The following is an 18,647-nucleotide window of genomic DNA, read 5'->3' as shown; positions in this document are numbered from 1 at the left end:
CCCCGGTGAGTCGTCGACCGCCCGTGGAACTAAGCGTCGCCCGAGCGACACGCCGGGTATGAGCGAACGAGCGCCCACGACGTTCGAGAGCGCCGGAACCGAGTGCGCCGCGTGGCACTACCCCGGCGACGACGCGGTGGTCGTGATGGCCCACGGGTTCGCGGGGACCCGCCGGATGCGACTGCCCGCCTACGCCGAGACGTTCGCCGAGCGCGGACTGGGCGTCCTGCTGTTCGACTACCGTACCTTCGGCGACAGCGATGGCGAACCGCGGAACCACGTCGACCCGTTCCGCCACGTCGTCGACTGGGAGGCGGCGGTGGACCACGCCCGGTCGCTCGGCTACGACCGACTCGGCGTCTGGGGCACCTCGTTCTCCGGCGGGCACGCGCTCGTCACCGCCGCCCGCGAGGACGTGGACGCCTACGTCGGCCAGACGCCGTTCTACGACGGCGTGCGGACCCTTCTCCACATCACGAAGCAGAGTGGCCTCGGGTTCGCGCTGGAGGCGACGAAGGCCGGCCTCGACGACACCGTCAGGGGCCTGCTGGGCCGTGAGCCGCGGTACGTCCCGGCCGTGGCACAGCCGGGCGAGCTCGCGGCGATGAACACACCCGGCTCCGACGAGGGCTACCGCTCGATGGTCCCCGACGAACTGGACGAGGCCGAGTGGAACAAGGTGACCGCGCGGTTCCTCCTGCCGCTCCTGCTGTACCGGCCCGTCTCCTCGGCCGCGGACGTGGAGTGCCCGGCGTTCGTCGCGGCGGCGCGCGAGGACCAGCTCGTGCCGGGGAGCGCGGTGGAGCAGACGGTCGAGCGACTGGCCGACGTGGAACGGCTGTGGTTCGACGGCGACCACTTCGACGTCTACACCGGCGAGCAGTTCGAGCGGGTGGCAGGGAGGGAGGCGGACTTCCTGGAGCGGCACCTGCTGTAACGGGCCAGCTCAGAGAGCCGTCCACCCGCCGTCGACCGGGTAGACACACCCCGTACAGTACGAGGACGCTTCGCTCGCGAGGAACACCGCGATGCCCTTGAGGTCCTGCGGCTTCCCGAGGCGGTCGAGCAGCGTCTTCTGGCGCATCTGCTCCTGCACCGGCTCCATCCCCGGCGCGTCCTCGCGGAGCATCCCGCCGCCGATGTCGGTGTGGACCCAGCCCGGCGCCACCGCGTTCACCCGGATGTCGGGCCCCAGTTCGGCGGCGAACTGCTTGGTCATCTGGACGACCGCCCCCTTCGAGGCGACGTAGGCGCCCAGTCCGGGCGTCTCGCTCCCCACGAGACCGAGGACCGAGGCGGTGTTGACGATGCTCCCGCCGCCGTCCTCGCGCATCGCCTTCGCGGCCTCCCGGTTCGTGAGGAAGACGCCCTTCTGGTTCACGTCGACGACCTTCTCCCACGCCTCGAGCGAGGTGGAGTCGACCGACCCGTGCATCAGGCCGATGCCGGCGTTGGCGAACGCGACGTCCAGGCCGCCGAGTTCCTCGACGGTGGCGTCCACCGCGGCGGCCACGGCGTCCGGGTCGGTCACGTCCGCCTCGGCGGTGAGGACGGTGGCGTCGGTCCGGGCGCGCAGGTCGCCAGCGACCGTCTCGAGGCCCTCGGTGTCCACGTCGGCCAGCGTCACGTCGGCCCCGGCCTCCGCGAGCGCCTCGGCGAACGCGCGGCCGATACCGCTGGCCGCGCCGGTGACGAGGCCCACGTCGCCATCGAGCCTGAACAGGTCGAGCGCGTGTGTCTCGGACATACCGACACGGCGGGTGGCAGGGCCAAAGCCGTTCGGCCTCCGGTAGGCGCGGGCCCGCCGGCGTCGGCCGTGCGTCGCTCTCACCACGCCCGTGGTACTCATTATCGCGGGCGGGCTACGGGGGGTGTCGTGTCCCCCACGCTCGACGCCCCGCTGCAGGTGGGTGGGCTCCGCCTCCGCAACCGCCTCTACCGCGCGCCGTTGCTCGAACACGCCGGCAACGGACCCGAGGCGGCCGACCGGCTCGTCGCGGAACTCGAGCCGGCGGCGGCCAGTGGCGCCGGCCTCGTGATGCAGGGTGCGACGCCCGTCCGGGGGTACGAGGGCTGTGCCGCGCCGGGGATGACCGGCTTCGACGACCCGGACCGGGTGGCCTCGATGCGGCGACTCACCGACGCCGTCCACGAACGGGGCGCGCGAATCTTCTGCCAGCTGGCGCACGGCGGCCTCCGGTCGTTCGAGGTGTGGCACCACGAACACCGTGCCGCACACCCCGACCTGACCCAGCGGGCCGTCTCGCGCCCGCCGTGGCCCCTCCGGGTGCTGGACGCCGTCGGCGTCGTCTCGTTCGACGTCGAGGTGCTCTCGACCGACGCGGTGTACGCCCTCGCGGCCGAGTTCGGCGAGCGAGCGGCGTGGGCCGAGGCGGCGGGCTACGACGGAATCCACCTCACGGGCGCGAACACGAGCCTGTTCCACCAGTTCCTGTCGCCGCTGTACAACCGCCGGGACGACGAGTTCGGCGGCGACCTCGCGGGCCGGGCGCGGTTCTTCGAGGTGGTCCACGACGAGATCAGCGCGAACACCGACCTCCCGGTGGTGACGAAGGTGCCGGTCGAGACCGAGGCCCCCCGGTTCCTCCCGCACGTCGACTGGGACGAGGGCGTGGCGGCCTGCGAGCGACTCGCGGCGGCAGGCTACGACGCCCTCGTCCCCGTACGGACGACGCCGTTCTGGGACGCCTCGATAATCAAGGGGGCCGTGCCAGAGCGCGCGTGGGCCGACGCCTCGCTCACGTCGCGGTACGAACGGGCGTTCGGCGGGCCGGTCCGGTTCCGCGCGGTCCGTGCGCTCGCCAAGTTGAGCGCCCGGCGCCACGGCTTCGAGCCGGCGTGGAACGCCGACCTGTGTCGGGTGGTCCGCGACCGCGTGGACGTGCCGGTGTTCTGCGTCGGGGGCCTGCGTGAACGCGCGGAGATGGACGCGCTGCTCGGCGACGCCTGTGACGCCGTCGGCGTGGGCCGGCCGTTCTACGCCGAGCCGCGACTGCCGGCCCGCCTCCTCACGGGCGACGCGCGGGCCGTCTGCGAGTCCTGCAACAACTGCGTGGTGCCGCAGGCCGCCGGCCTGCCGGGGACGTGTCGGACCCCGTCGGTCGTGCGGGAGCGGATGCGACTGGAACGCGAGGGAGCGTACGACACCGCGCCGGCCGACTCCGAGCCGGAACCGACGGATTAGCCTCCGCCAAGCGAGTGGTTCCGTCCCTCGGGAGTGTACGGTGCCCATGCGATTCGAGTGTCCGAACTGTGGCGCGGTACGGCGGCTCCCACTCAGCGTGCCGCCGCTGAGACGGACGAACACGCCCGCGTCGACGTGTCCGGGCTGTGGCGCGAGGATGGAGTTCCGGGCCTGAGTCAGGCCACGCCGGACTGGAGGTTCTCCAGCAGTTTCCCGACGAACAGCCCCGCCCGCGGCGAGAGGTCGCCGTCGCGCGTCGTCGCCGGCATCGCCGCCAGCGTCTCCACGAACCGCCCGCCGTGTTCCATCGCCGCCGCCATGTCGACGACGGAGACCGTCAGTCCCTCGTCGGAGGTGTCGAGGTCGTAGCGCTCGCGCTCCCAGTCGGAGTACGAGATGGTCCACGCCGGGCCGCCCACCGCGGCGACGACGTCGTCCATCCCGGCCACCCAGAGCAGACCGTCGTCCGTCTGGACGTACACCTCGCCGTCCTCGACGACGGTGCCGTAGCGGACGCCACGTGTCTCTCCCTCCGACGAGCGCGACATCGACGTGTGAGTACGTGACACACTCGTATAAGCCTGCGCCCCGCTCACCCACCCGAGCCGCGGCGAGCGGCGCCGTGACACGAGAATCGAGAGCCGAGTTCGCCCAGTTTTTTAAGTCGAATTCGGCGTGAGAACAGGGTGACCGCGTGGGGGTGTGCGACCCCCGCGTCAGACCACCATGACCGACGCGCACCCCCCAGACGACGGTGACCGCCCGGACGACGACGGCCAGCGCACGAACCGGCGGCGCGTGCTGGGGTTGCTCGGTGCGGCCGCCGTGGGGGCGGGTGTCGCACGGGGGGAGGAGGTGGCCGGGGCGCTCACCTCGCTGGCCGGCGGCGGGGCCGACTCGACGGAGCGGCCGGTCCCGGTCACCCCGAACGAGGACGTGCTGGCGCTCGTCCCCGACGCCGAGGCGACCCACCGCGCGACCAGTTCGGGCCGGTGGGCCGCGGGCGGGACGTGGGACGGCGACGTGCCGGAGGACGGCGCCCGCGTCGTCGTCGAGGACGGCGTGACGGTGACCCTCGACCACCGCGAGACGGCCCGGCTCGACTGGGTCCGGGTCGACGGGGTCCTCCAGTTCGCGCCGGACGCCGACACCCACCTCGGGGCCGAGACGGTGGTGACGACGCCCGGCAGTCTCCTGCGTATCGGCCGGGAGAACCGGCCCGTCCGCTCGGACCGCGCCGCGGGCGTCACCTTCCTCGACAACGGGCCGCTCGACACCGGCTCTGACCCGAACCGGCTGAGCCGAGGGCTGCTGGCGATGGGCGTGGTCGAGTCCTACGGCGCCGAGACCACCTCGTGGACCCGGCTGGCGAGCCACCCCGAGCGCGGCGACTCGACCCTCTCGCTCCCGGAGGCCCCGACCGACTGGGGCCCGGGCGACCGACTCGTCGTCCCGGGGACGAACCCGGAGGCGAACGAGGACGAGGAGGTACTCGTCCGGCGCGTCGACGGGACCACGGTCCACCTCGACCGACGACTCGAACACGACCACGTCCCGGCGGCCGACGACCTCGACGCCTACGCGCTGGCGCTCGACCGGAACGTCCGCTTCGAGTCCGAATCCGCCGAGACGAAACGCCGCGGACACCTGATGTTCATGGCGCCGGGCAACACCCTCCGCTACACCGGCGTCTACGACCTCGGACGGACCGACAAGACCCGCCCGTTCACCGACCCCATCCACGGCGTCCCCCCGGAGGACGCCGAGGAGCACCCGAACGTCAAGGCCCGGTACGCGCTCCACTTCCACATCACCGGCATCGAGGCCGCCGCGCACCGCGTGGAGGGGTGTTGCGTCTGGGGCTCGCCCGGGTGGGGCTACGTCAACCACCACAGCCACGCCGACGTCGTCGACTGCGTGAGCTACCGGGTCGTCGGCAGCGGCTTCGTCGCCGAAGCGGGCGACGAGCGTGGCTCGTTCCGCCGGAACTTCGCGCTCCGGTCCGAGGGCTCGGGCGAGTTCCTCGACAGTCGGCGGTTCCGGACCGGCGAGGAGCGACCGGGGAAGGTCGACGACTTCGGCCACGGCGGCCACGGTTTCTGGTTCCAGGGGCCCCGCGTCGCCGTGGAGGGGAACGTCGCCGCCGGCCACCGCTACTACGGGTTCGTCTACTGGAACCGGCCGCTCGTCGACTGGGAACTCCGCCCCGGCGAGGAGATCGACGACCGGCGCGGGACGGTGCCGAACTTCCCCGTCTCGCTCGTCGAGGGCCGCGAGCCGCTGAAGGAGTCCGACCACGTCACGAACGGCCACGTCTCCTCGGCCTACCTGAACCTGAAGTCGTTCCAGAACAACACCGCGTTCGCCTCGGGTGGCGGCCTCGACGTCTCTCGGCACCAGTTCGGCTGGGGTCACACCCGCCTCGGCGAGTGGTCTCGAATCCAGGGGTTCACCGCCCACGACATCGGCCCGTTCGTCACCCACTGGGGCAAGGAGGTCGACCCCGACCGGGGCAACCGCCGGGGCGGCAACGCCGGCATCACGATGCGCTACAGCCACAACGTCCGCGTCGTGGACGCCCGTCTCGTCTCCGGCCGGGGCCGCGACGGCGTCGGGTTCAACCGCAACGTCCCGTACCCGTTCCACGTCTCCATCGAGGGGGGCGACGTCGAGGGGTTCGAACGCGGCGTCAACGCGATGGTCCGCGGCGTGACGAACGTCGAGCGGACCCGCCTCGCCAACCGCCGGAACCTCGTCGTCGAGGACGGCCATCACCACCCGACCCGGCGGGTACGGCTCCGGGACGTGACCTTCGAGCGCGGCGAGGTGGACGACCCCGCGGGCGAGCCGGTCGAGGACTCGGACGAGCGCCGGCCCGAACCGCGCGGGCACCTCGTCGCCAGCCTGAACGAGTTCGACGACATCGGCCCGCGCGAACTGTTCGACCCCGACGAGACCCTCGTGCTCGACGGCCGCGAGGTGTTCTACGCGGAACAGGCGCCCGACCACGTCCCGGTCCCCGACCGCTCGGCGTTCGACGAACTCGGCGACCACGGCCGCATCGACGAACTGGTCGGCGAGGGGGCCGACGCGAGTGACGTGGTCGGTCTGTCGAACCGCGAGCTCTACGACCGCTTCGGCTTCGCGGTGAAGGGTCGTCCCGTTCCCGACTCGGCCGTCGCGGACGACCGGGTGACGGCGGGGTGGCTGGGGAGCGAGGCGTCGGCCGAGCGGACCGTCTGGCTCGAAGCCGAGGCGGGTGAGTACGGGTCGCCGTGGGTCCGAGAGGAGAGCGAGAGCGCGTCGGGCGGCGCCTACCTCACCACCGACGGCGTGGAGTCCACAGACGAACCCCCGCGCGAGGGCCACCTCGTCCACGAGTTCTCGGTCCCCGAGGGCGAGTACCACGTCTTCGGCCGGGTCCGGGCACCCGCCGGTGACGCCGACTCCTTCTGGTTCCGGGTGGACGACGGCGAGTGGATTCGCTGGGACGGGTTGCGGACCCGCCGTGGCTGGGCGTGGGAGGCGGTGGAGGACGACGGCGGCGAGCCACGCGCCTTCTCGCTCGGGGGGGACCACACACTGACCGTCGCCTTCCGCGAGGACGACACGCGGCTGGACCGACTGGCGGTGACGCCGAGCCGGACGCCGCCGGTGCTGTACGGGGAGCCGAGCGAGACACGGGCCTGAGTGGCGGTCCCCCGGAGTCTGAAGACTTATTCAGGGGGCGACACGACCGCCACGTATGGTCTCCGACAGCCCTCCCTCCAGACGGCAGTTCCTCGGCGCCGGCGCGGCCGGTCTCGCGGTCGGTCTCGCCGGCTGTGCCGCCCTCGACGACCTCGGTCAGTCCGGCCCGCGGTTCGAGTACACACTGAGCTTCATCCACGTCGACCAGTCGCCCGTCGAGTACGTGCTGTTCCGCGACGACGAGCGGACACACCCGCTGGACCGGACCGCGAGCGAGGCGCTCGACGCCATCCTCCCCGACGGCCGCTACACCACCTACGGCTACGAGCCCCTCGCGAGCGACCACTACGTCGAACACGAGGGGCGCTACTTCCAGACCGACGTGCTCGTCACCGGCCGGAAGCGGATGGAGCGGCAGGTCGTCTACGCCGAGGAGGTTCCCGAGGAGGAGGTCCCCGACGACGCTCTGCTCGTCGACGAGCTCTCGCGGGTGGACGCTCGCGTCGTCAAGATACACCACTCGGGCATCCAGAGCGGCGGACAGGGCGGCGGTGTGGACCTCCTGACCGACGGTGGGGGCTACGTCCTCCGTCGACCCGCCGAACTCGAGGGCCAGTTCGCCAGCGGCGACCTCGACGGCCGTGTCGTCTCGATGACCGAGGACGGGCCGTGGAACTACCGCCTGACGACCGAGACCGAGTCGCTGCTGGAGACGGCCTACACGGCCCACGCCGTCGAGGTCGCCGACTCCCGCGAGGCGTTCCACGAGATCGTGCTGGCCGACCGGGTGGACGTGGAGCTCGCCCCGGACGACCTCTCGAGCGATGTCCGCGAGCTGTTCGAGCGGGCGCGAGGACTCGAGGAGTACCGCGAGACGACGCCGCTCTCGGCGACCTACGAGGAACTCCTCGACCGCCTCGACCTCTCCGTCGAGGAGCCGGGCGTCGACAACGACAACCTCCTCTGGGACGGCGAGACGCTCTACAACTACGGTCTCTACGTGAACAAGGTGGACTGAGTCGGGGCCGACTCGGACTCAGTCGTCGTCGGCCGGGATCGGCTCTCGCTCCGCCCGTGTCCGCTCCTCACGGATGAGGTCCGCGGCCTTCTCGGCGATGGCGATGGTCGGCGCGTTCGTGTTCCCGCCGACGAGGGTGGGCATCACGCTCGCGTCGACGACCCGGAGACCCTCGACCCCGTGGACCCGGAGTTCGTCGTCGACGACGGCCATGTCGTCGTCGCCCATCTTGCACGTCCCGACCGGGTGGTAGACCGTGTGGCACGTCTCGCGGACGTGCTGGGCGAGTTCCTCGTCGCTCTGGGCGTCCTCGCCGGGCCACACTTCGCGGCCGACGTACTCCGAGAGCGCGGACTGGGAGGCGATCTCGCGGGCCCGCTTCAGCCCCTCCACCAGCACTTCGAGGTCCTTCTCCTCGCTCAGGTAGTTCGGGTCGATACGGGGGGCATCGAACGGGTCTTCCGAGGCGAGTGCGATACGGCCACGGCTCTCCGGTCGGAGCTGCGTCGCGCCGATGGAGAGCCCACGGCCCTCCTCGGGGTTCGCGAGGCCGTGTTCCATGAAGTAGGAAGGGGCGAAGTGGTACTGCAGGTCCGGCGCGGGTTCGTCGTCGCTGGTGCGGACGAACCCGCCGCTCTCGCCGACGTTGGAGGTGAGTTTGCCGCGCTTCAGGACGAACCACTTGGCGACGTTCTGCAGTTTGTCCGCGTCGTCGATCGTGCTCACGTCGTCATCCGTCTCGTAGACGTTGAACGCGAACAGGTGGTCCTGCAGGTTCCGGCCGACGCCGGGGGACTCGACCTGGGTCTCGATGCCGTGCTCCGCGAGGTGCTCGGGGTCGCCGATGCCCGAGAGCATCAGCAGTTGCGGGGAGTTCACCGCACCCGCGCTGACTATCACCTCCTCGCTCGCGCTGGCGGACCGCCTCCGGCCGTCCTGTTCGTACTCGACGCCCGCGGCGACGCCGTCCTCGATGGTCACCTCGGTGACCTGCGCGCCCGTCTCGGCGGTGAGGTTCTTCCGGTCGAGTGCGGGGTGCAGGTAGGCGACGGCGGCGGAGTGGCGCTTGCCGTCCTTCTGGGTGAGGTGGTAGAGCCCGAACCCCTCCTGGTCGGCACCGTTGAAGTCGTCGTTCCGGTCGTAGCCGGCCTGCGTGGCGGCGCGGACGAACGCCCGGGAGACGGGCCGCGGCGAGGTGGGTTCGGTCACGTTGAGCGGGCCACCGAGGCCGTGGTACGGCGAACCGGCCGGCTCGAAGTTCTCGGCCCGCTCGAAGTACTCCAGCATCGAGGCGTAGTCCCAGCCCTCGTTGCCGAGTTCGGCCCAGTGGTCGTAGTCCCACTGGTGGCCCCGGATGTAGATCATCGCGTTCGTCGACGAACACCCGCCGAGCGTCTTCCCTCGGGGCCAGTAGAGCCGCCGGTCTGCGGCGTGCTCCTGCGGTTCGGTGTAGTACTCCCAGTCCACCTCGCTCTTGAACAGTTCGGGGAAGCCGGCCGGGATGTGGATCTCGCGTTTCTCGTCCGGTTCGCCGGCCTCCAGCAGGAGGACGGTGGTCTCCGAGTCGCGAGTCAGGCGGTCCGCGAGGACACACCCCGCCGACCCGGCGCCGACCACGATGTAGTCGTAGTTCCGTCGTGCCATGACGTCACGTGTGATTCGCACACAATGAACTTACCTCACGATGGCGCACCGGTCTCGCCTCGTTCGCCACCGTTCAAGCGGGCCTTTGAGGCTACGGCGTCGTTATCCTCTCACCCGACGTGGGAGTCTCCATGCAACCGACACGACGCACCCTGCTCGCCGGCGCCGGCCTCCTCGGGATGGGTCTCCTCGCCGGCTGTGTGGCCGCTGGCACCGGGGGCTCGGACGGGACGCCGTCGCCCAACCCGACCGACTCCCCGACGCCGACGCCCACCGCCACCCCCGGCTCCGGCGACGAACCCCTGCCGGGGAGCGACGGTGGTGACGGCGACGCCGGCGGCACCCGCCCCCGTGGCACCGGCGGTCCCGGTGTCACCCTCGTCGGGACCGACCCCGCACCCGACCTGCCGGTCGAACCCGGCGTGAGCGTCCTCGAACCGGTCGCCACGGCTGACCACCCGCCCGCGCTCCGCGTGACGCTCACGAACACGAGCGACGCGCCCATCACGGTCGGTGAGGGCCGTGCGGTGCGATTCCAGTACGTCGTGGACGACGCGCGCGTCCTCCAGTTGCTCCCCGCCGAGGGCGAGTACCCCGTCGCCGAGGGGAACTGCTGGCGGCTGTCGGAGGCCGTCGCGACGACTATGGAGTACCGCACGGAGGAACTCGCCGCCGGCGAGACCATCGCGGCGGCCGTGGAACTCTACGCGCTCCCCGACTACGACGGCTGTCTCCCTGTCGGCGAGTTCCGGTTCGAGACCCACATCGGCGCCGGCGACTCGATGGAGTCGATGGCGCAGGCCGACTGGGGGTTCACCGTCCTGCTGGAGTAGGGCCTGCTCGCTCCCTCGCACCCACCTGCTTTTGCCGACGGACCACGGACCCCCCGGTATGGACCTCGCCGACGCGGTCGACGCCGACAGACTCCGGGCAGACATCGAGCGTAACGGCGAGTTCGGGGCCAGCGGCGCGGCCCCGTCCGCGCCGGGCCACGGCCGGACGAACCGGACCGGGAGCGAGGCGAACCGAGAAGCGCGTGCGTACCTCGTCGACCGGCTGGAAGCCGCCGGCCTCGACGTGCGCGTCGACGGCGTCGGCAACGTCGTCGGCCGGTGGACACCCGCGAGCGCCGACCCGGTCGCCGCCCCCGTCGCCTCGGGGAGCCACCTCGACAGCGTCCCCGAGGGCGGCATCTTCGACGGCCCGCTGGGCATCTACGCCGCACTCGAAGCCGTGCGGGCGATGCAGAACGCCGGCGTCGAGCCAGCCCGACCCGTGGAGGTGGTCTCGTTCACGGAGGAGGAGGGCGCCACGTTCGGGCCGGGACTGCTCGGCTCCTCGGTGGCCGTCGGCGAGCGGTCGGTCGACGAGGCGCTCGCGCTGACCGACGCCGACGGGCGGACGCTCGGCGAGGCCCTCGACGACATCGGGTTCGCCGGCGAGAGCCGTCTCGACGCGGGCGGGTGGGACGCGTGGCTCGAACTCCACGTCGAACAGCATACGCTCCTCGAGGACCTCGGCGTCCCCGTCGGCGTCGTCACGGACGTGACGGGGATCACGCACTGCGACGCCACCGTCGTCGGCGAGGCGAACCACGCTGGGTCGACGCCGATGGGTCGGAACGAGCGGACGGACTCGCTGGCCGCCGCGAGCGAGGTGGTCCTCGCCGTCGAGGACGCGGCCGAGCGTCGCACCGGCACCGACCCGGCGGCCGTCGCCACCGTGGGGCACCTGAGCGTCTCGCCCAACGCGACCAACGTCGTCCCCGGCCGGGTCGAGATGGGCGTCGACGTCCGGAGCGTCGAGCGCGACTCGATGGAGCACCTCGTCGAGGAGACGCGGGCGGCCCTGACGGACGTGGAGACACACCGAGGCGTCGAGACGACGTTCGACCGGGCGTTCGACGTCGAACCGACGCCGATGGCCGAGCGCTGTCGGGCCGCCCTCGTCGAGGCGGGCGAGCGGACCGGCATCGCCACCCACGAGATGCACTCCGGCGCCGCCCACGACTCGATGTACGTCGCCCGCGTCACCGACGCCGGGATGCTGTTCGCCCCGTCGCGCGACGGCGTCTCGCACAACCCCGCGGAGTGGACCGACTGGGACGACTGCGCCGACGCGACTCGCGTGCTGGCGGGAGCGCTGGCGGCCCTCGCTGGAGCCTGAGCGACCGACGCACCGCTCGCGGGACGCCGGGGGCGACCTCCCGCCGCCACCAGCGTATGTACCTCCGGCTATCACCGGCGACGGACTGAACGGTGTGTGTCCGCCCGGTTCGGGTGACCTGGAGCATGGACCCGAGACCGAACGGGACTGGCGACGACGGCGACGAGGGCGGCCCCGACGACCGACGCCTCTCGCCCGCCTCGGACGTGCGCTGGGCGGCGGCGCCGGCGGCGTTCGACGACCAGTTCGACTGGGAGTCGAGCGACGACCGACCGGGCTACCTCGCGCGAGCTGCGACGGCCGGAGCCCGCGCCGTCGTCGCCCGTCTCGTCGCGTGTCTCGCGGTGTTCGGTCGCCTCGGCGCCCTCCTCGCCGTCGGGTTCAGGGAGGGGGCCGGTGCCCCCCGTCGGCTGCTGGCTCGGGCCGCGCGGCCCGTCGCGGCAGCCGCGGGGCGTCTCGCCGGCGACGCCCGTGCCCACGCCGTCCCCGACGGCGACGCGCACACCGACCGCGTCACCGACGCCGACGCCGGCTCCGACGCCAACCGAGGAGCCGACCCCAGAACCCACGCCAGAACCGACGGAGGAACCGGACGGGTGCGTCCCCATCCTCACTTGCTGAGAGAGCAGACGGTGGCGGGACGCCTCGAAGCCGAGCCGGAGACGCGTGTCTGCGGGCAGCCCCGGCCGGCGACCGGGGGCGCCGCTCGCATCGAGTCTTCCGGACGCGAGACGCGGGACGAGTCCCCCGAGGCCCGGCACGCCCGCTCCGGAACCGCAGTACTGAGGTTCGCCCGGCCCGTACGGGAACCAATCGACGATGAACGAACCCGGCCTCCAGAGCCTGATGGACCAGTCGACGTTCGCCGAGCGCGTCGAATCCGGAACGGGACCCGACTGGGTGCGTGCGCACTGGGAGACGTTCCACGAGGGGCTCACCGGCGAGCACGAGGGGTCGCCGTTCCCGTGTTTCTTCGGCGCCGAGTCGGTGCGGGCGGGGGACCCGCTCTACACCGTCGTCCCCTCCATGACCGACAAGGACGCCCTCCTCTCGCTCCGTGACGTGCTGGTCGAGTACCTCGACGTGTGGCCGGCCCACTCCGAGCGGGCGTCGCTGGTGACGTTCTTCGCCCCGCCCGAGGGTGAGTGGGGCGAGCGGGAGTACCACGAGGCGCTCTGGCACGTCCTCCAGTTCCTCCACGTCCACGACCCGGCGCCGTGGCCCGAGGCCATCCCGACCGACCCCGAGGACCCATACTGGGAGTTCTCCTTCGCCGGTCACCCGATGTTCCCCACCTGCCGCGCGCCGTTCTACGACGAGCGCCGGAGCCGGTACTGCCCGGTGGGGCTCGAGATCACGTTCCAGCCCCGCGAACTGTTCGAGCGCCTCGAGGTCACCGCCGAGAGCGAGGCCGGCCAGCAGGCCCGCGGGGTAATCCAGGACCGACTCGTCGACTACGACGGCGTCTGCCCTCACGCCGACATCGGCGACTACGGGTCGGATCTCGAGTGGCCCCAATACATGCTCTCGGCGGACGACGCGGAGGCGCCCGACGAGTGCCCCATCGAGATATCGCGGGACCACCCGAGGGTCTCGCCGGCGCTCGACCCCGGCGTCTCGCGACCGCTCCCGCGCCAGCCCTCGGACTGACCCGGCGGCCTCCGCCCGAGGAGTTTTCTACCACCGAAGAGTACCACCAACGTATGACCGGCAGCGTGACCGTCGCCCTGGACTGGACGCCGAACACGAACCACGTGGGGTTCTACCTCGCCCGCGAGGCCGGCCACTACGAGGCGGCCGGCGTCGACGCCTCGTTCCTGTCGCCCGCCGTGGACGACTACGAGACGACGCCCGCCAAGCGAGTCGCGGCCGGTGACGCGGACCTCGCGGTGGCGCCCTCGGAGAGCGCCATCAGCTACCACACGCACCCGGCGTACCCGTCGCTGACGGCCGTCGCTGCGCTCTGCCAGCGCGACACGAGCGCCATCGCCGTGCTCGAATCGAGCGACGTCGAGCGACCCCGTGCTCTCGACGGGCGAACCTACGCCTCCTACGACGCCCGGTTCGAGGACGACATCGTGCGACACCTCGTCCAGAACGACGGGGGCGAAGGGGACGTGGACATCGTCACTCCGCCGAAACTCGGCATCCCGAACACCATCGTCGACGGGAGCGCCGACGCGACGTGGGTGTTCGAGCCGTGGGAGGGCCTCCTCGCCGAGCGCGCGGGCCACGCGCTCCGTACCTTCGGCCTCGACGAGTACGACGTGCCCTACGGGTACACGCCGGTGTTGCTGGCCCACCCGGACGCGCTGGCGGACCCGGACGGGACGCTCGCGTCGTTCCTCGACGCCACCGCCCGTGGCTACCGCGAGGCCGCCGCCGACCCCGAGCGAGCGGCCGACGCGCTCTCCGGCGAGGACGGGCCGAACCTCGACGACCACGAGTTCCTCGTCGAGAGTGCCCGTCGGCTCTCCGGCGCGTTCCTGACCGAGGACGGCGAGTGGGGCCGGATGGCCCACGAGCGGTGGGCCACGTTCGTCGACTGGCTGGCGAAGAACGAGATACTGCGGACGCTGGACGGCGACCACCTGCCCGCGAGCGAACTCGACGCCGGCACGCTCTACACGAACGACCTGCTCGGCTGAGTCAGCGCGCGGCGGGGTCTCGGACGACCTCCTCGCCGGCGAACCCCTCGCGGGTCCCCTTCACCGTGTAGGACACCTCGTAGCTCCCGGTCTCGCCCTCGAACTCCTCGACGACGATACGGTGGGTCGAGCGCTCGATCACCTGCGGGAGGGCCCGCTCGCGGGCGTGCGGCGTCACCTGCACCAGCAGGGGTTCGGTCAGGTCGGTGCTCAGCGTGCGTGTCTCGGGCGTGGGTCCGTCTCCGCGTCAGTCGTCCGCAAGGGCGGGGTCGCTCGCCGCTCCGTCGGTCGTCGCCATCGATTCGACACGCGCTTCCAGCGCCGAGAGCCGGTCGCGCAGTTCCTCGTTCTCCGATTCCAGTTCCTCGACGCGCGCCTCTCGCTCGTCCAGTCGCTCGGCCAGCCCCTGTATCGCGGCGAACGCCACTCCATCGGCGTCCACGTTGCTGATGCGCTCGTCGTCCGCGCCGAGTCCGAACGCCTCGGCGAACTCCTCGGCCATCGGCCCCATGTGTCGGGTCTCGGCGCCCTGTGCCCGGTAGTTCCAGGTGGAGATGTCGAGCGATTCGACCCCGTCCAGCACCGTCTCGGGGTCGACGGCCTCGACGTTCGCCTTGCTGGCCCGCGTGGACCACGCCGACCACGACCCCGATCCCGACCGGAGATTGACCCCGGACGAGTGGTCGCTCGACGAGAAGATGACTGCGCCACCGCCGGCCTGTACTTTGAACTCGTCGTCCTGGGTGGCGGTGACCCCGTTGTCGGATGAATCACCCCAGACGAAGGTGCCGTTCCCCTCGGCGTTCGCCTTCCGGCCGGCGGCGAACGCGTAGTCGCCGTTCGCGGCGTTCACGGAGCCGCCAGGCACGGTCGAGGCCTCCCCTCTAGCGAAGTTCGAGTAGCCACCCCCGACCGCCGAACGGTCCGCGTCGGCCTCGTTTCTCGACCCGCCCGCGACGGTCGACTCACGACCCGACGCGCTGCTGTTGGTCCCCCCGCCGACGGTCGACCGGTAGCCGCTCGCACCGTTGAGGTGCCCGCCGCCGACGGCCGCATCGGAGCCGTTCGCGACGTTCTTTGTGCCACCGGCGACGGACGACCCCTGGCTTGACGCACGGTTCTGGTACCCGCCGGCGGTGGTCGCGCCGAAATCCTCCGCCGTGTTCTCCTCGCCCCCGCCGACCGTCGCGTACCCGCCGGTCGCCTCGTTTCGGACCCCGCCCGAGATGGTCGATTTCTCCGCACTCGCGACGTTGATGTGCCCGCCGCCGACGGTCGAATACGGAGCAGACGTACTGTTGGCCTCACCCCCCGCGACCGTCGAATACGCTTCGTCGGCCTGGTTAGTGTCACCACCAGACACTACGGTACCGAAACCCCTTGCAACATTTGCATTCCCGCCCCCGACGGTAGCATCAGCTTTGAGCGCACGGTTATCCAGCCCGCCTCCAATGGTGGCGTGCTCCTCTTGGGCAAGATTTCCACTCCCACCCCCGACAGTCGCTCCTCGGCCCACCACGTCGTTCGAGATTCCTCCCCCAACTGTCGAGTTCTCTCCGTTACCCGTATTTCCTCTCCCACCACCGACCGTCGAATTCGATCCACTGGCCCTATTTATCACCCCGCCACCGACTGTCGAATTCGCTCCGCCCGACGTGTTGACCCGCCCGCCACCGATGGTCGCAAAAGTGCCTGTCACAGTGTTCGGATTGGCAGCAGTACCACCCCCGCCGATGGTGGCCCCGACAGCGTCGGAGCCGACACTGTTCGCCGGGTGTCCGAAGACGATGTTTCCCGTCTGGTCGGCCGAATCCGCTGGCACGTACCGCCCGTACGCCAGCGCGGGAACCCACGCCGAGCCGTCCCCCTGATAGACGAGTCCGGTATCCGTCTCCAGGAACTTCGCCCCCTGTTTCGGGTCGTAGTCCCCTCGTCTGGACGCCTCGTCGCGTATCTCGATGTCCGTATCGTACTGCTCGAAGTTCTCGTTCAGCGGGACGTGCCAGTCCTCGGCGCCCGCGTTCGGGACGTTGTAGTCGTGGTTTGGTGTCTCGGGCATAGTAGTCGTGAATCGTCAGTTGTCGACGCTCCCGTAGCTGTCGTCGCCGTAGTGCTGGTCCCCGTAGTCGTCCTCGGGTACCGATGCCGGGATCGGGGTCGGGGTGTCCGTCGCCGTCGGGGAGTCCGTCCCCCCCGGCGTGGGCGAATCGGTCGGCGTGTCGGTCGCAGTCGGCGAATCGGTCCCGCCAGGCGTGTCCGTCGCCGTGGTGGTCGCCGTCGACCCCTCGCCGTCTTCGTTCGGCGTGGCGGTCCCCCCGTCACCACCGCCTCCGCTCCGCGTCGCGGTGGCGGTCGCCGTTGCCGTCGCCGTGAGCGTTCGCGTCGCGGGCGGCGTCGAGGTCGGTTGCCCCCCGTACCCCACGGTCGGTGTCGGCGTCCCGTCCCCACCGTCGTCATCGTCGTCCCCCAACGGCCAGACGCCCGCGAGGTAACTGCACCCCGCGAGCGCCGTCGTCCCGGCCGTCGCCCCGAGCAGGAGCGTCCGCCGGTCCACCCCCCATTCGTCGTTCTCGTCCGACATCACGACCCGGAGTTTGCGAGTCGTTGGCATAAATCAACGGGGTCGACCGGTGTTCTGAACCCCACAGCGGGCGTGAACGGCCGTTCACGGCGTGAACGGGGGTCGGCGGGCGGGCGTGGTTCGCCGGCAGCGCGCTGGCCGGCGAACCCGGCAGTCCCGGCACGGAAGGGTGGACTTTACTCCCCGAGACGCCTACCGGTCGGTGTGGCATCCCCGTTCGACGTCCTCGGCATCGACCCCGACGCCGACGACGAGACTGTCGAGGACGCCTACCGCGCTCGGGTGAAGGAGGCACACCCGGACCACGGGGGGTCGGTCCGCGAGTTCCAGACCGTCAGGAACGCCTACGAGCGTATCCAGGCGGGCTACGACGCGGCCGACCACGCCGAGGAGACGGCCGACCCGGAGGTCCCCGAAGAGGAGGAGGAGGCCGGGACGCTCGAACCCGACCAGACCCGCATCCACTACCTCGACTACGAGGTCCTGCAGGAGGAGGGCTGGCAACTCACCGACGAGGACCTGTTCGAGAAGGCCGCCGAGGCCGGACTGGGGAGCGAGGAGTTCGGCACGTTCGTCATCGAGCCGAAACAGACCCTGCTGGAGGCGGCCGAGGAGAACGGCCTCGTCTGGCCGTACGCCTGCCGCGGGGGCGCCTGCACGAACTGTGCGGTCGCCATCATCGAGGGCGAGATGCCGATGTCCTCGAACCACATCCTCCCCTCGTCGATGACCGACCGCGGCATCCGCCTCTCCTGTCTCACCGCGCCCACCTCGCAGGAGGCGAAGATCGTCTTCAACGTCAAGCACCTACCCGGCCTCGACGACCTGCGCCTGCCGCTCTCGCGGTTCAACCGCGCGGAACTCGACGACTGACCACGGCCCGGGGGACAGTCGGAGGCGGCGGTTTCTTGCCTCCCCGGCCCGGCGGGAGGGTATGACCCAGCAGACGCTCACCGGCAGCGCCCTCACCGGCCGGACCCTCCTCGCGTTCGACCTGGAGACGGTCTCGCCCGACGTCCCCGCCGACGAGTACCCCGACTTCGACGACCCCGGTGATTTCGAGTTGCTCGCGGCCGCCGTCGCCGTCCAGCGGCCCGGCACACGCCCGAGCGAGACGCCAGACGAGGCGACGGTGCTGTTCCGCGAGGGGGCGTCACGCGAGGCCGAAGCGGCGTTCGGCGCCCGCCTCGTCGACGCTCTCGCCGACGCCGACCCGGACACGCTGGTGACGTTCAACGGCGACCGGTTCGACCTCCCCGTGACCGCCGGCCGGCTCGAGCGGACCGGGGCGGCCGACGCCACGACGGCGCTCGACGCGCTGCTCGAGTCGGTCGACCACCTCGACCTGAAACACAGCGCGTGGAGCGCGTACGGGAACTACACCAGCCTCGAGGAGCTCTGCGCGCACCAGGACCTCGCCGTCGGGCGCACCCACTGGGCCGACTACGCGCTCGACGTGGCCGGGATGGACACGGTCCTCGACCGGGCGCGAGAGTCGTACGTCACGAGCGCCGACGTGGCCGCTGCCGGGGAGGTGTACCTCGCGGCCCTCGACGCCGGCGCGGACGCGAGCACGCTGGAGGCCGTCCTGACCGACTACACGCTTGCCGACGTGGACCACCTGTTCACCCTCGCGGACCGCCACCCGTTCTGAGCGGTCCGCGGGCGAACCACAAGCCACAACCCCGCACACCC

17 protein-coding genes are annotated in these 18,647 nt (G+C 71.3%); 10 read left to right on the top strand and 7 right to left on the bottom strand.

The annotated features are described in order from the left end of the window. Positions 1-58: 58 nt before the first annotated feature. Positions 59-937 carry an alpha/beta hydrolase gene (locus N0B31_RS00205; protein ID WP_260593665.1) on the top strand — a complete coding sequence of 293 codons (879 nt, stop codon included), beginning with the start codon at positions 59-61 and terminating at the stop codon, positions 935-937. A gap of 9 nt (positions 938-946) precedes the next feature. Here the strand turns inward: N0B31_RS00205 and N0B31_RS00200 are convergent, their stop codons facing one another. Continuing rightward, positions 947-1,747 carry an SDR family NAD(P)-dependent oxidoreductase gene (locus N0B31_RS00200; RefSeq protein WP_260593724.1) on the bottom strand — a complete coding sequence of 267 codons (801 nt, stop codon included), beginning with the start codon at positions 1,745-1,747 and terminating at the stop codon, positions 947-949. A 129-nt stretch (positions 1,748-1,876) separates the two neighbouring features. Here N0B31_RS00200 and N0B31_RS00195 point away from each other — a divergent pair, with 129 nt between their 5' ends. Then, complete coding sequence (locus N0B31_RS00195; RefSeq protein ID WP_260593664.1) at positions 1,877-3,205, top strand: oxidoreductase; 1,329 nt, start codon at positions 1,877-1,879, stop codon at positions 3,203-3,205. 176 nt (positions 3,206-3,381) lie between these two features. On the opposite strand, the gene N0B31_RS00190 is transcribed toward N0B31_RS00195, so the two are convergent. Further along, positions 3,382-3,753, bottom strand: coding sequence for a hypothetical protein (locus N0B31_RS00190; RefSeq protein ID WP_260593663.1), 372 nt, complete (start codon positions 3,751-3,753; stop codon positions 3,382-3,384). A 178-nt stretch (positions 3,754-3,931) separates the two neighbouring features. Between N0B31_RS00190 and N0B31_RS00185 the strand changes: the two genes are divergently transcribed. Both N0B31_RS00185 and N0B31_RS00180 read left to right on the top strand, forming a co-directional pair. Then, positions 3,932-6,895: a G8 domain-containing protein gene (locus N0B31_RS00185; protein ID WP_260593662.1), complete on the top strand. Its 2,964-nt coding sequence runs from the start codon at positions 3,932-3,934 to the stop codon at positions 6,893-6,895. Between the two features lie 55 nt (positions 6,896-6,950). Next, complete coding sequence (locus N0B31_RS00180; protein ID WP_260593661.1) at positions 6,951-7,913, top strand: hypothetical protein; 963 nt, start codon at positions 6,951-6,953, stop codon at positions 7,911-7,913. Between the two features lie 18 nt (positions 7,914-7,931). Here the strand turns inward: N0B31_RS00180 and N0B31_RS00175 are convergent, their stop codons facing one another. Then, positions 7,932-9,557 (bottom strand): GMC family oxidoreductase, encoded by a 1,626-nt coding sequence (locus N0B31_RS00175; RefSeq protein WP_260593723.1) that lies wholly within the window; start codon positions 9,555-9,557, stop codon positions 7,932-7,934. Positions 9,558-9,688: 131 nt separating this feature from the next. Here N0B31_RS00175 and N0B31_RS00170 point away from each other — a divergent pair, with 131 nt between their 5' ends. Together N0B31_RS00170 and N0B31_RS00165 are read left to right on the top strand one after the other, a co-directional pair. After that, on the top strand, positions 9,689-10,390 hold the full coding sequence (locus N0B31_RS00170; protein WP_260593658.1) for a hypothetical protein: 702 nt from the start codon (positions 9,689-9,691) through the stop codon (positions 10,388-10,390). A gap of 58 nt (positions 10,391-10,448) precedes the next feature. After that, complete coding sequence (locus N0B31_RS00165; RefSeq protein WP_260593657.1) at positions 10,449-11,723, top strand: M20 family metallo-hydrolase; 1,275 nt, start codon at positions 10,449-10,451, stop codon at positions 11,721-11,723. A 71-nt stretch (positions 11,724-11,794) separates the two neighbouring features. On the opposite strand, the gene N0B31_RS00160 is transcribed toward N0B31_RS00165, so the two are convergent. Further along, positions 11,795-12,226, bottom strand: coding sequence for a hypothetical protein (locus N0B31_RS00160; RefSeq protein WP_260593722.1), 432 nt, complete (start codon positions 12,224-12,226; stop codon positions 11,795-11,797). Positions 12,227-12,542: 316 nt separating this feature from the next. On the opposite strand from N0B31_RS00160, the gene N0B31_RS00155 reads away from it, so the two are divergent. Both N0B31_RS00155 and N0B31_RS00150 read left to right on the top strand, forming a co-directional pair. Next, positions 12,543-13,373, top strand: a complete 831-nt coding sequence (locus tag N0B31_RS00155; protein WP_260593721.1) for a YqcI/YcgG family protein — start codon at positions 12,543-12,545, stop codon at positions 13,371-13,373. A 53-nt stretch (positions 13,374-13,426) separates the two neighbouring features. Continuing rightward, complete coding sequence (locus tag N0B31_RS00150; RefSeq protein ID WP_260593656.1) at positions 13,427-14,371, top strand: ABC transporter substrate-binding protein; 945 nt, start codon at positions 13,427-13,429, stop codon at positions 14,369-14,371. Position 14,372: 1 nt separating this feature from the next. Here the strand turns inward: N0B31_RS00150 and N0B31_RS00145 are convergent, their stop codons facing one another. The 3 genes from N0B31_RS00145 to N0B31_RS00135 form a co-directional block, all read right to left on the bottom strand. After that, on the bottom strand, positions 14,373-14,555 hold the full coding sequence (locus N0B31_RS00145) for a hypothetical protein (RefSeq protein ID WP_260593655.1): 183 nt from the start codon (positions 14,553-14,555) through the stop codon (positions 14,373-14,375). A 63-nt stretch (positions 14,556-14,618) separates the two neighbouring features. Beyond that, on the bottom strand, positions 14,619-16,430 hold the full coding sequence (locus tag N0B31_RS00140) for a tail fiber domain-containing protein (protein ID WP_260593720.1): 1,812 nt from the start codon (positions 16,428-16,430) through the stop codon (positions 14,619-14,621). 15 nt (positions 16,431-16,445) lie between these two features. Continuing rightward, a complete protein-coding gene (locus N0B31_RS00135; RefSeq protein ID WP_260593719.1) occupies positions 16,446-16,952 on the bottom strand; it encodes a hypothetical protein in 507 nt (168 codons plus the stop codon). A 204-nt stretch (positions 16,953-17,156) separates the two neighbouring features. Between N0B31_RS00135 and fer the strand changes: the two genes are divergently transcribed. Together fer and N0B31_RS00125 are read left to right on the top strand one after the other, a co-directional pair. After that, entirely contained in the window at positions 17,157-17,825 is a 669-nt protein-coding gene (gene fer / locus N0B31_RS00130; protein WP_260593652.1) for a ferredoxin Fer, read from the top strand. Between the two features lie 61 nt (positions 17,826-17,886). Continuing rightward, the gene (locus N0B31_RS00125; RefSeq protein WP_260593718.1) at positions 17,887-18,606 is read left to right on the top strand and encodes a ribonuclease H-like domain-containing protein; all 720 of its coding nucleotides are present in this window, start codon (positions 17,887-17,889) and stop codon (positions 18,604-18,606) included. Positions 18,607-18,647 lie beyond the last annotated feature (41 nt).

The sequence above is a fragment of the Salinirubellus salinus genome, assembly GCF_025231485.1.
GTDB classification, from domain to species: Archaea; Halobacteriota; Halobacteria; order Halobacteriales; family Haloarculaceae; genus Salinirubellus; species Salinirubellus salinus.
This window is presented reverse-complemented; position numbering and strand designations above follow the sequence as displayed.